Here is an 11509-nt window from a genome sequence, read left to right as displayed (position 1 = left end):
CGAGCGCGCTAGAGCGTTGAGGGGCGCGCGACGAAGACCGTCGATAAGCGCTTGCCTTGCTCTTTCACCAGGGCGACGGCCCTGCCATCCGGCCCGACAGCGGCGTGGACGCCTGCCAGCCCACGCGGTTCCAGCCACTTTCCCATCGCAAGGTCGGCGCTTTCCTGCGCGGTGACTTCAAGGATGGGGTAGGACAGCGCCAACACCTGGTCCAGGGAAAGCGACAGACGCGGGTCTTCCTTGATGTCTGCGAGTGTGCGGGCGTGCTCCAAGGTGAAGGGTCCGACTGAGCTGCGACGCAGGGCAGTGAGGTGTCCGCCCACCCCGCACCTCTCGCCCAGATCGCGCGCAAGGGAACGGATGTAAGTGCCGGAGGAACAATGGACGCTGACATCGAGGTCGTAGAAAGCGCCTTCGCGACGCCGATCCAAGACCTCAAAGCTAAACACGGTGACTGGTCGTTCTGGCAGGACAACATCTTCGCCAGCGCGGACCCGTTCATGGGCGCGCTTACCATCGATCTTAATGGCGCTCACGGAGCTGGGGCGTTGCATGATCTCACCAGTGAGCGCGGCAATATGCTCAGCTATGGTGGTGTCCTCAACTGCGGAGGCATCTGAGAGCTGCAGCTCTTCGCCCTCGCGGTCATCAGTGGTGGTGGACCTGCCTAAGCGGATGGTGGCTTCGTAGGTTTTGGTCTCCGCCACCATGTGCGCGAGGAATTTCGTGCCACGCTCGATCCCCGCAACGAGCACTCCAGTAGCCATCGGGTCGAGCGTGCCCGCATGCCCCACCTTCCGCGTACCGAAAGCCCTCCTTAGCTGCGCCACGACGTCATGGCTCGTCATGCCGGCAGGCTTATCGACGACCACGATTCCAGAATTAGCCAAGGGATCACACATGCGCTTTAGTCTATGACGTAATCTTTAGCCGTGGATATTTGGCATGGTCTTCAAGAAATCCCGGACACCCTGAGTGGGTCTGTGGTCACCATCGGAGTTTTTGACGGCGTGCATCGGGGGCATCAAAGCCTGATAGCTGCCGCCCGGGAGCAGGCGACGCAGCGCGGTCTGCCCGCTGTGGTGATGACCTTCGATCCGCACCCCACTGCGGTGATTCGCCCTGATTCCATGCCGCCCCTGCTCGGGACCCTGGAAAATCGCGCAGAACTAATCTCGGCCCAGGGCTTAGAGCACATGCTTGCGCTGAAATTTACGCGTGACTTGGCTGCACTCGAACCGGAAGAATTTTTCACGACTATCCTGCGAGACAAGCTTCGCGCACGGTGCGTTGTTGTGGGGGAGAACTTCCGCTTCGGCCATAAAGCAGCAGGCAATACCGAAACTCTCATTGAGCTGGGACGCGCGCATGGCATCGAGGTGATTGTGCAGCCCTTGCTGGAGGTAGATGGCATCCGCTGTTCTTCCACGAATGTGCGCAAGTTCCTAGCCGGCGGCGATGTCGCTTCCGCAGCGGTAGTGCTGGGAAGGCCGTTTTCCGTTTCCGCCATGGTGGCCCGGGGTGCAGGTCGCGGCGGGGCTGAGCTAGGCTTCCCGACGGCCAATATGTACTTTCCGGAATCGGCAGCCCTGCCACAGGACGGCGTGTACGCCGGCTGGTTCCTCATCGACTCCGAAGCGCCAATCGACGGCGATATGGAACGCGGCGTGCGCTACCCAGCGGCGATCTCGGTAGGAACGAATCCAACCTTCGGTGATGCCCGCCGCAGCGTGGAAACCTTCGTGCTGGATCGCCATGCGGACCTCTATGGGCATGATTGCACCGTGGAGTTCATACAGCACGTGCGTGGCATGCTGAAGTTCGAATCGGTGGCCGAACTGCTGGAAGCAATGGAGCGCGATATTGCGCAGATTCGCGAGATCCTGGCGTGAAAGTAATTCTTGACCTCGATACGGGAATCGACGATGCGCTGGCGCTAGCCTACGCACTGGCATCCCCAGAGATCGAACTGATCGGGATCACCGGCACCTTCGGTAATGTCACCACAGCGCAAGGGGTGGCCAATACCCGCGCGATTTTGCAGCTCTTCGGACGATCCGACATTCCCGTCTATGCCGGGGCCGTACACGCTATTGCTGCGGACTCCTTCGAAGTACTGGACATTTCCCGCTTCATTCATGGCGAAAACGGCATCGCTAACGTCGCAGTACCTGTCCTGAGCGGTGAAGCGCCGGATGCCATCGAATTTCTCGTTGAAGCAGCTGCCACTCATGATGACCTCATCATCGTTGCCACGGGCCCACTCACCAATCTCGCGCTGGCCTTGCAACGTGATCCAGCGTTTGCCAAGACCCAAGTGGTGATCATGGGCGGTGCACTCACGGTCCCGGGAAACGTCACCGCGTGGAGTGAAGCCAATATTGCGCAGGACCCCGACGCCGCAGATGCGGTCTTCAGATCTGGCATGGATGTCACCATGATCGGGCTTGATGTCACCCTGCAAACTTTGCTGAGCAAGTCCGACACCGCGCAATGGCGTGGGGCAGGGGAGCGTGCCGAGTTCCTCGCCGATATTACTGATTACTACATCGATGCCTATGCCACGACCTCGCCACAACTCGGTGGCTGTGGCCTGCACGATCCGCTCGCAGTGGCAGTAGCGGTGGATCCTACGCTGGCACTTTTCCTACCGATCCATCTGACCGTGGACACCACGGGCCCAACCCGCGGGCGCACCATTGGCGACGCCACTAAACGCGGACCCGAGGGAGCGGTCACGCGAGTTGCGGTGGCGGTGGAGAAAGAACGTTTCCATCATGAGTTCATGACCCGGCTGGGAGGATTTCGCTCCTAACCCCGCCGCGTGCTAAGTTGGTCGATGGTCTTTACTGCGGTTCGCAGCAGTTTGGCCCCGCGTGCCCTGCAAGCGGATTCTTTCATGCGGACTGAAATAACTACAAGGAGAAAACTCCATGGCTCTTACTACTGAGCAGAAGAAGGAAATCCTGGCCGAGTACGGCCTGCACGAGACCGACACCGGTTCTCCAGAGGCTCAGATCGCAATGCTCACCAAGCGCATTCAGATCCTGACCGAGCACCTGAAGTTCCACAAGCACGATCACCACTCTCGTCGTGGTCTGCTGCTGCTCGTTGGTCGTCGCAAGGGCCTGCTGAAGTACCTGGCTGCCAACAATGTCGAGCGCTACCGTGACCTCATCGGTCGCCTGGGTCTGCGTCGATAATTTTCTTAAAGCTTCACGCCTCCGCCGTTTTTACGGTGGGGGCGTTTTGTGTTGTATGGGTGTGCGGGGTGGGGCGTGCCGATGGGTTGTGCGAACCCTTGTTGCCGAACTTTGCAGGTCGGCGTTATTGGTAATCGGTGGCATCCAGGGAAGATCGGCAAAAGGGGTTCTGCGGGCAATCGCGACGCGCGGCTAGTCCCCGGTGAGCGGGGTTCGCTCGGCCATCGGGATGCGTTGGTTGGTGGCGTCGAAAAGCAGTGGCGGGGAGCACACCCGGATTTGTCGTCCCAAATGGTAGGATAACGGGCAGTCTATAAACCTGGACACAAAATTGGCGGCACCGATGACCGCCACGCAAGACGAACGTAAAGAGGAGTACTCGCCTACATGAGCGATGTCGCTTTCTATCAAGACCCTGAGTTTGGCACCTACGGTGTCACCGCAACTATCGACAACGGTGACTTCGGAACCCGCACTATTCGCCTCGAAACCGGGCAGCTGGCTCGACAGGCTGGCGGCGCAGTAACTGCGTACCTGGATGAAGAAACGATGCTGTTGGCTACTACCACCGCATCCAACCAACCGCGCGAAGGCTTTGACTTCTTCCCACTGACCGTTGACGTTGAGGAAAGGATGTACGCCGCTGGCCGCATCCCGGGGTCTTTCTTCCGTCGTGAAGGTCGGCCATCTACTGAGGCAATTTTGGCGTGTCGTCTGATCGACCGTCCGCTGCGTCCGACCTTTGTTAAGGGCTTGCGCAATGAAGTACAGGTGGTCATCACTGTTCTGTCCATGGATCCCAAGGACATGTACGATGTGCTCGCTATCAATGGCGCTTCCGCTGCAACCCAGTTGTCCGGCCTTCCGGTTTCCGGTGCAGTCGGCGGCGTGCGCATGGCGCTGATCGCTGATGAGGAGCATCCGAAGGGGCAGTGGGTTGCGTTCCCAACCCACGAGCAGCATGCGCAGTCGCTGTTCGAAATCGTGGTAGCTGGCCGCATTGTCTCCAAGAAGGTGGGCAAGAAGCAGGTCGATGATGTCGCCATCATGATGGTGGAGGCGGGCGCTACCGAGTCTGTCATTGAGCGCGTTAAGGCTGGCGCACCAGCTCCTACCGAAGAGGTAGTTGCCGAGGGCCTCGAGGCTGCAAAACCGTTCATCGACATCCTCTGCCGCGCTCAGGCTAAGCTTGCCGACGCCGCCGCGAAGGAAACCCAAGAGTTCCCACTCTTCCCGCAGTACACCTCCGAGATTTACTCGGCAGTGGAAAAGCTGGCTGCTAAGAAGCTCGAGAAGCTGCTGACCCTCAAGGGTAAGCAGGAGCGCGACGAAGCCACTAATGAATACATGGAAGAGATCGTCGCGAAGTTTGACGAAGAAGAAGTGAAGGAAGTTCGTGCTGCCTACAACGCTGTCATGAAGGCAGTTGTACGTCGTCGCATCCTCACTGATCACTTCCGCATCGACGGCCGTGGCATCACCGATATCCGTGACTTGGGGGTCGAGGTAGACCTCATCCCTCGCGCGCATGGTTCTTCCTTGTTCGAGCGCGGCGAAACCCAGATCATGGGTGTGACAACGCTAGACATGCTCAAGATGGAACAGCAGATTGATTCGCTGACTCCTGAAAGGTCCAAGCGCTACATCCATCACTACAACTTCCCGCCATACTCCACTGGTGAGACCGGGCGCGTCGGCTCTCCTAAGCGCCGCGAGATCGGTCACGGTGCGCTTGCTGAGCGTGCGTTGATCCCAGTGATCCCGTCTCGCGAAGAGTTCCCGTACGCGATCCGCCAGGTGTCCGAAGCTCTCGGCTCGAACGGCTCCACTTCCATGGGCTCGGTCTGCGCCTCAACGCTGTCGCTATACAACGCCGGCGTGCCACTGAAGGCTCCAGTTGCTGGTATTGCCATGGGCCTGGTGTCCGACGAAGTCGACGGCGAGACCCGTTACGTCGCGCTCACCGATATTCTCGGTGCCGAAGACGCTTTCGGCGACATGGACTTCAAGGTCGCAGGCACCCGCGACTTGGTGACTGCTCTCCAGCTGGACACCAAGCTGGATGGCATTCCTTCTGAGGTGCTCGCCGCTGCGTTGTCTCAGGCACGCGATGCCCGCATCACGATTCTTGAGACCATGGCTGAGGTCATCGATGCTCCGGACGAGATGAATGCACTCGCACCACGCATCACCTCGGTGAAGGTCCCACAATCCAAGATCGGCGAGCTGATCGGGCCTAAGGGCAAGACCATCAACTCGATCACGGAAGAGACCGGCGCAGATATTTCCATTGAGGAAGACGGCACGGTTTACGTTTCCGCTACCTCCGGCGAGGCCGCTGAGGCTGCGATGGAGAAGATCAACGCCATCGCTAACCCACAGCTTCCTAAGGTAGGCGAGCGCTACTTGGGCACCGTGGTGAAGACCACTGCCTTCGGTGCCTTCGTGTCCCTGATGCCAGGTCGCGACGGTCTCGTTCACATCTCCAAGCTCGGTGGCGATAAGCGCGTCGAGAAGGTTGAGGATGTAGTTAACGTGGGCGAGAAGATCCAAGTTGAGATCGCGGACATTGATAACCGCGGTAAGATCTCGTTGGTTCCAGTTTCTGATGACGCTGCGGAGTCTGAGGACTAATCTCCTAGACGTTTTCGCTGCATCGGCGGCCTCGCTAAGCACATGCTTGGGGAGGCCGCCGTTTTTCTAAATATGGTTTAGGCTTCCGGCCCTGGACTTGGCAACGGTGCCTTATTCTTCCCCGAAGAAGATCACCTTTTTGATCGCCAACGCGAAAACCCAAAAGACCACCGAAAAGATGCTGGCTTGGACGGCCCATGTGAAGTGGCCAGTAGCGTATCCCACGATGAGCAGTAGGAGGATCACTCCGGCAAAGCCAGCGAGCCTTCTTGACAGGATGCTAGATCTCATTTGAATGAGCTTAGCCAAGATCTAAATCACTTCTAATTAACAGGGTTTAGAGTGTCTTAATAAATGGCGTCTATAGTGGAGGACTAGACTGTGAAAGCATAGACCGCACAGGAAGGCGAAGCATAGATGAGTGACATTAAAGTCGGCGTTCTCGGCGCAAAAGGGCGAGTCGGACAGGCCGTGGTTGAGGGAGTAACCGCAGCTGAGGGGCTGTCCTTGGTGGCAGAGATTGATCGCGATGACAGTCTGCAACAGCTTGTCGACGCCGACGCTCAGGTCATCGTAGACTTCACCGCGCCCCAGGTCGTGATGGAAAACCTGGAATTCTGCATTAACCACGGAATTTCTTGTGTAGTTGGTACCACCGGTTTCAACGAGGAACGCCTCGCTACCGTCCAGGGCTGGCTGGACAAAAACCCAGGGGTTGGCGTATTGATCGCCCCGAATTTCGCCATCTCCGCTGTCCTGACCATGGAGTTTGCCAAGCAGGCTGCGCGATTCTTCGAGTCTGCCGAAGTAATAGAGATGCACCATCCGAACAAACTGGATGCTCCTTCAGGGACCGCCATTCACACTGCGCAGGGCATTGCTGATGCTCGTCGAGAAGCGGGCATGGGGCCGCAGCCTGACGCCACCAACCAGTCGCTCGACGGCGCGCGGGGCACTGACATCGATGGAATCCCAGTGCATGCGGTTCGTATGCAAGGCACCGTCGCGCATGAGGTAGTCATTTTTGGTACGCAAGGCCAGTCACTTTCCATTCGTCAGGACTCATATGACCGCACCTCTTTTGTGCCGGGTGTGCTCCTCGGTTGTCGTGAAGTGGGCAAGAATCCGGGGCTGACCGTTGGCCTTGAGCACTACCTGGACATCTGAGCGGAAGGAGGAGTTACTGACATGGCGAAGGCCGTACCTTTAAGCGTGGAATTGATCGCGTGCTCGAACTTCACTGCGCCAGCAGACATCAAGTGGGACACCGATGCCTCCGGCGGTGAAGCGCTCGTCGAGTTCGCCGGGCGGGCCTGCTATGAGAGCTTTGATAAGCCGAACCCGCGCACTGCCGAGAACGCGTCCTATCTGCGACACATCATGGAGGTCGGGCACACCGCGCTCCTAGAACACGCGACTGCAACACTGTATCTTCGCGGTATTTCGCGCAGTGCGACGCACGAATTGGTGCGGCATCGTCACTTCTCCTTCTCCCAGCTTTCCCAGCGCTTTGTTCATCCGGAGGAGACCAACGTCGTGGTCCCACCGCTCATTGCCGCGGACGAGGACCTGATGCGCCTGTTCAACCGGGCTGTCGATGAAGCTCGCTTTGCCTTCGACGAGCTACTCGACGCATTGGATGAGAAGCTCGCCGAGGAACCCAACGCGCTGCTGCGAAAGAAGCAAGCTCGCCAGGCTGCGCGCGCCGTTTTGCCGAATGCCTCTGAATCGCGCATCGTGGTGACCGGAAACTTCCGCAGTTGGCGTCACTTCATCGGTATGCGTGCCACCGAACATGCGGACGTTGAGATCCGTAAAGTTGCAGTGGAATGTCTCAAAGTTTTACAGCAAGAGGCGCCAGTGGTGTTCGGAGACTTTGACATCGCAAAGCTGCATGATGGTTCGGAAATGGCGACGAGCCCATACGTAACTGACTTTTAGTAAACGACAACAGAAACAAGAAAGTACAGGTAGAAACCATGCCTACACATACCGGTCTCGCAGCAAAGACAGGCACGGAAACATTCGGTACCGTCGGCGTCGCCATGGTCACGCCCTTTGATGAGAACCACGAGGTGGACCTAGACAAAGCGGCGCAACTCGCCGCCCACCTGGTTGATAGCGGCATCGATAGCCTGATTATCTCGGGCACCACTGGGGAATCGCCCACGACGACTGCTACCGAGAAGATCGCGCTGATTAAAGCAGTGCGTGCAGAAATCGGGGACCGAGCTAAGATCGTGGCCGGTGTCGGTACGAATTGCACCAAGGGCTCGGTTGACTTGGCGAAGGCAAGCGCCGCCGCGGGGGCAGACGCGCTGCTCGCAGTGACACCGTATTATTCAAAGCCCTCTCAAGATGGCGTATATCAGCACTTTATCGCCATCGCGGATGCAACCGATCTACAAATTTGTTTGTACGATATCCCCGGCAGGTCAGCAATTGAGATAACTTCTGATACCATTAAGCGTCTGGCTGACCATGAGAATATTACGGCGATGAAGGATGCGAAGGGTAACCTTTGCGCCGCGACTGATTTGATCGCTCAAACTGGTCTTGCGTGGTACTCAGGAGATGACCCACTTAACCTGCCATGGTTGAGCCTTGGGGCATCAGGTTTCATCTCTGTGGTTGGACATGCGGCTCCGCGCTTGTTGCGTGAGCTGTACACAAGCTTCGAGGACGGCGACCTCGCCCGTGCGCGGGAAATCAACGCCACGCTGTTTCCACTTTTTGGTGCGCAAGCTCGATTGGGTGGAGTCAGTATGAGTAAAGCTGCTCTGCGACTGCAGGGCATTGACGTCGGAGATCCTCGACTTCCTCAGGTCGCTGCAAACGATGCTGAGATCGAGGCACTCCATAAAGATTTAGAAGAGGCTGGAGTCCTATAAATATGACCGAACCACGAAATCGCTCTCGCAAGGTGACCCGCAAAGCTGGCCCACCAGAGGCCGTAGAGGCCGTCAAGTTCCAGGCGCCAGAGGTCCCGGTTGCTAGCGATTCCGCGCCGGCCAACCAGCCAGAGCAGACTGATGAGAATAACGGCTCGAACGGAGAGGGCGGTCGTAATCGCTCCCGTTCGAACAATCGTCGCAGCAGCCGTGGTCGTGGCCGTGGCAACGGCGCTAACAACAACGGCTCAAATGGCAACGGCTCAAACGGGAACAATAGCAACAGCGGGAACAACAACCGCGGCGGACGTCGCAATGTTGTGAAGTCCATGCAAGGCGCAGACCTCACCGAACGTTTGCCAGAGCCACCACAGGCACCGAAGGACGGCCTGCGCATTGTTGCGCTCGGCGGTATTTCCGAAATCGGTCGTAACATGACCGTCTTTGAGTACAAAGGCAAGCTGCTCATCGTCGACTGTGGCGTGTTGTTCCCATCTTCTGGCGAGCCAGGCGTGGACCTGATTCTCCCGGACTTCTCCTACATGGAGGGCAAGTGGGACAAGGTGGAAGCACTTGTGGTCACACACGGCCACGAGGACCACATTGGTGCGATCCCGTGGCTGCTTAAGCAGCGCCACGACCTGCCAATCCTTGCTTCTCGCTTTACCTTGGCCTTGATCGCTGCCAAGACGAAGGAACACCGCCAGCGTCCGAAGCTTATCGAGGTTAATGAAGAGTCCAACGTGAACCGCGGGCCATTCAACCTGCGCTTCTTCGCTGTGAATCACTCCATTCCAGAGTGCCTCGGCATCGCGATCAAGACCGGCGCCGGCATGGTGGTTCACACCGGCGATATCAAGCTGGACCAAACCCCAACCGACGGCCGTCCGACCGATCTTCCAGCGATGTCTCGCCTCGGCGATGAAGGAGTTGACCTATTCCTTTGTGACTCCACCAACGCCACCACTCCGGGTGTCTCTGGTTCTGAGTCGGAAATCGGTCCAACCCTCAAGCGCTTGGTGGTTACAGCCAAGCAGCGCGTGATTATCGCCTGCTTCGCGTCTAACGTGTACCGCGTGCAGTCCGCAATCGATGCCGCTGTTGCTTCGGGTCGTAAGGTGGCCTTTAATGGCCGCTCGATGATCCGCAATATGGAAATCGCGGAGAAGATGGGCTTGCTCAAGGCCCCTCGTGGCACCATCATCCAGATGGATGAAGCAGCCAAAATGGCACCGCACAAGGTGCTGCTGGTTACCACCGGTACCCAGGGCGAGCCAATGGCAGCGCTGTCCCGCATGGCGCGTCGCGAGCACCGCCAGATTACGGTTCGCGATGGCGACTTGATCATTCTGTCTTCCTCCCTGGTTCCTGGTAACGAGGAAGCCGTATTCGGCGTCATCAACATGTTGGCGCAGATCGGCGCTACTGTGATCACCGGTCGTGATGCCAAGGTGCACACCTCGGGCCACGGTTATTCCGGAGAGTTGCTCTTCCTGTACAACGCTGTGCGTCCGAAGAATGCGATGCCGGTGCACGGCGAGTGGCGTCACCTGCGTGCTAACAAGGAACTTGCTATTTCCACGGGCGTGGCACGCGATCGCGTCGTCCTCGCCCAAAACGGTGTGGTAGTAGACCTGGTTAACGGTCGCGCATCCGTTGTCGGCCAGATCCCAGTCGGTAACCTGTACGTCGACGGCGTCACCATGGGTGACATTGATGCGAAGGTCCTGGAGGATCGTACGTCCATGGGCGAAGGTGGCGTCATCGACATCACTGCTGTCATTGACAACCGCACTGGCCGACTGCTGGAGCGCCCTACCGCTCGCGCCTTCGGCTTCTCCGAGGATGCAGTGGCAATGATGCCGGAAATCGCAGAGCTGGTAGAAAACATCATGATGGAGCAGGCCGGCGAAGGCGAGAACGATCCGTACCGCATCGCCCAGCAGGTCCGTCGGAAGGTATCCCGCTTTGTGGAGCAGAAGTGGCGTCGTAAGCCACTCATCATGCCGACCGTTGTGCCGATGACCGCTGAAACTGACGTGGTTGACGATACTGACCTCGAGCACGCTAGACCAAGCTTGTAATTCTTCAAGCTTGTCTGCAGGCGCCCCAGTCCTAGGAGTTTTCCTTAGACTGGGGCGCATGTCATTTGCAGCACGGGAACGTCAGGAACTCGTCGATACTTTTGTTCAGCTCGGTCCACAAGCACCTACGCTATGCGAGGGGTGGACCGCTGATCACCTTGCCGCGCACCTGTTAATTAGAGAGCGTTCCCCGCTCGCAGCGGCCGGAATGTTCATTCCAGCACTGGCGGGACTAACCGAACGCGCGATGCAGCGGCAACTGGAGCGCCCCTTTATGGACGTCGTTAAGCAGTGGGGGAGGGGACCGGTCGGCGTGTGGCGGCTGCTCGACGGTCGAGCAAATGTTGCCGAGCACTTCATCCATCATGAAGATCTGCGGCGGGCAAACGGGCTTATGTCGCGCCGCTTGTCGACGGCCGATCAACGCGAACTCTATGCCGCCCTGCGCACACTAAAGCTGATGTATCGTGCTTCTTCGTGTCGCGTTGAGCTGTGTCCGACTGGATTCGTTCCTATTTCCACCGGCTCCGTCTCAGCCGAAGACAAAGTGCAGATCCGAGGAGCGGTGGGCGAACTACTGCTCTATACCTACCAACGTCCAGCCGAAGGGCTTGATTTTGTGGGAGATGCAACCAAAGTGGTGCGTTCCTCGCTATAAAACCTGCCAGATAGCGGTGTGGCGCGTGTGACTAGAGTG

Annotated in this window: 10 protein-coding genes and 1 pseudogene; 9 read left to right on the top strand and 2 right to left on the bottom strand. The window is 58.1% G+C overall.

Annotated features, from left to right (window positions below; genetic code table 11):
• Positions 1 to 8: 8 nt before the first annotated feature.
• Positions 9 to 902: a tRNA pseudouridine(55) synthase TruB gene (gene truB, locus WG936_RS01480; RefSeq protein WP_339571920.1), complete on the bottom strand. Its 894-nt coding sequence runs from the start codon at positions 900 to 902 to the stop codon at positions 9 to 11.
• Positions 903 to 932: 30 nt separating this feature from the next.
• Here truB and WG936_RS01475 point away from each other — a divergent pair, with 30 nt between their 5' ends.
• The 4 genes from WG936_RS01475 to WG936_RS01460 all read left to right on the top strand — a co-directional run bounded on the left by WG936_RS01475 (position 933) and on the right by WG936_RS01460 (position 5837).
• Positions 933 to 1892: a bifunctional riboflavin kinase/FAD synthetase gene (locus WG936_RS01475; RefSeq protein WP_339571919.1), complete on the top strand. Its 960-nt coding sequence runs from the start codon at positions 933 to 935 to the stop codon at positions 1890 to 1892.
• A complete protein-coding gene (locus WG936_RS01470; RefSeq protein ID WP_339563366.1) occupies positions 1889 to 2815 on the top strand; it encodes a nucleoside hydrolase in 927 nt (308 codons plus the stop codon). The genes WG936_RS01475 and WG936_RS01470 overlap by 4 nt, the downstream gene beginning before the upstream one ends.
• A gap of 118 nt (positions 2816 to 2933) precedes the next feature.
• The gene (gene rpsO, locus WG936_RS01465; RefSeq protein WP_339563367.1) at positions 2934 to 3203 is read left to right on the top strand and encodes a 30S ribosomal protein S15; all 270 of its coding nucleotides are present in this window, start codon (positions 2934 to 2936) and stop codon (positions 3201 to 3203) included.
• A 387-nt stretch (positions 3204 to 3590) separates the two neighbouring features.
• The gene (locus WG936_RS01460; RefSeq protein ID WP_339571918.1) at positions 3591 to 5837 is read left to right on the top strand and encodes a polyribonucleotide nucleotidyltransferase; all 2247 of its coding nucleotides are present in this window, start codon (positions 3591 to 3593) and stop codon (positions 5835 to 5837) included.
• A 111-nt stretch (positions 5838 to 5948) separates the two neighbouring features.
• Here the strand turns inward: WG936_RS01460 and WG936_RS01455 are convergent, their stop codons facing one another.
• Positions 5949 to 6128, bottom strand: a complete 180-nt coding sequence (locus tag WG936_RS01455; RefSeq protein ID WP_339571917.1) for a hypothetical protein — start codon at positions 6126 to 6128, stop codon at positions 5949 to 5951.
• Between the two features lie 126 nt (positions 6129 to 6254).
• Here WG936_RS01455 and dapB point away from each other — a divergent pair, with 126 nt between their 5' ends.
• The 5 genes and pseudogenes from dapB to WG936_RS01430 all read left to right on the top strand — a co-directional run bounded on the left by dapB (position 6255) and on the right by WG936_RS01430 (position 11470).
• Entirely contained in the window at positions 6255 to 7004 is a 750-nt protein-coding gene (dapB, locus tag WG936_RS01450) for a 4-hydroxy-tetrahydrodipicolinate reductase (RefSeq protein ID WP_339571916.1), read from the top strand.
• 21 nt (positions 7005 to 7025) lie between these two features.
• Complete coding sequence (thyX, locus tag WG936_RS01445; protein WP_339571915.1) at positions 7026 to 7778, top strand: FAD-dependent thymidylate synthase; 753 nt, start codon at positions 7026 to 7028, stop codon at positions 7776 to 7778.
• 38 nt (positions 7779 to 7816) lie between these two features.
• A complete protein-coding gene (gene dapA, locus WG936_RS01440) occupies positions 7817 to 8728 on the top strand; it encodes a 4-hydroxy-tetrahydrodipicolinate synthase (RefSeq protein WP_339571914.1) in 912 nt (303 codons plus the stop codon).
• Between the two features lie 191 nt (positions 8729 to 8919).
• Positions 8920 to 10812: pseudogene (locus tag WG936_RS01435) on the top strand (ribonuclease J); the annotation flags it as partial.
• Between the two features lie 58 nt (positions 10813 to 10870).
• Complete coding sequence (locus tag WG936_RS01430; protein ID WP_339571912.1) at positions 10871 to 11470, top strand: TIGR03085 family metal-binding protein; 600 nt, start codon at positions 10871 to 10873, stop codon at positions 11468 to 11470.
• Positions 11471 to 11509 lie beyond the last annotated feature (39 nt).

Source organism: Corynebacterium sp. H127 (genome assembly GCF_037482665.1).
Lineage (GTDB): Bacteria > Actinomycetota > Actinomycetes > Mycobacteriales > Mycobacteriaceae > Corynebacterium.
This window is presented reverse-complemented; position numbering and strand designations above follow the sequence as displayed.

What these genes read in the sequence shown, in the direction of transcription:
- WG936_RS01430 (WP_339571912.1), top strand. Translation starts at nt 10,871, where the DNA reads ATGTCATTTGCAGCACGGGAACGTCAGGAACTCGTCGATACTTTTGTT.
- WG936_RS01455 (WP_339571917.1), bottom strand. Translation starts at nt 6,128, where the DNA reads ATGAGATCTAGCATCCTGTCAAGAAGGCTCGCTGGCTTTGCCGGAGTG.
- dapA (WP_339571914.1), top strand. Translation starts at nt 7,817, where the DNA reads ATGCCTACACATACCGGTCTCGCAGCAAAGACAGGCACGGAAACATTC.
- thyX (WP_339571915.1), top strand. Translation starts at nt 7,026, where the DNA reads ATGGCGAAGGCCGTACCTTTAAGCGTGGAATTGATCGCGTGCTCGAAC.
- WG936_RS01460 (WP_339571918.1), top strand. Translation starts at nt 3,591, where the DNA reads ATGAGCGATGTCGCTTTCTATCAAGACCCTGAGTTTGGCACCTACGGT.
- rpsO (WP_339563367.1), top strand. Translation starts at nt 2,934, where the DNA reads ATGGCTCTTACTACTGAGCAGAAGAAGGAAATCCTGGCCGAGTACGGC.
- truB (WP_339571920.1), bottom strand. Translation starts at nt 902, where the DNA reads ATGTGTGATCCCTTGGCTAATTCTGGAATCGTGGTCGTCGATAAGCCT.
- dapB (WP_339571916.1), top strand. Translation starts at nt 6,255, where the DNA reads ATGAGTGACATTAAAGTCGGCGTTCTCGGCGCAAAAGGGCGAGTCGGA.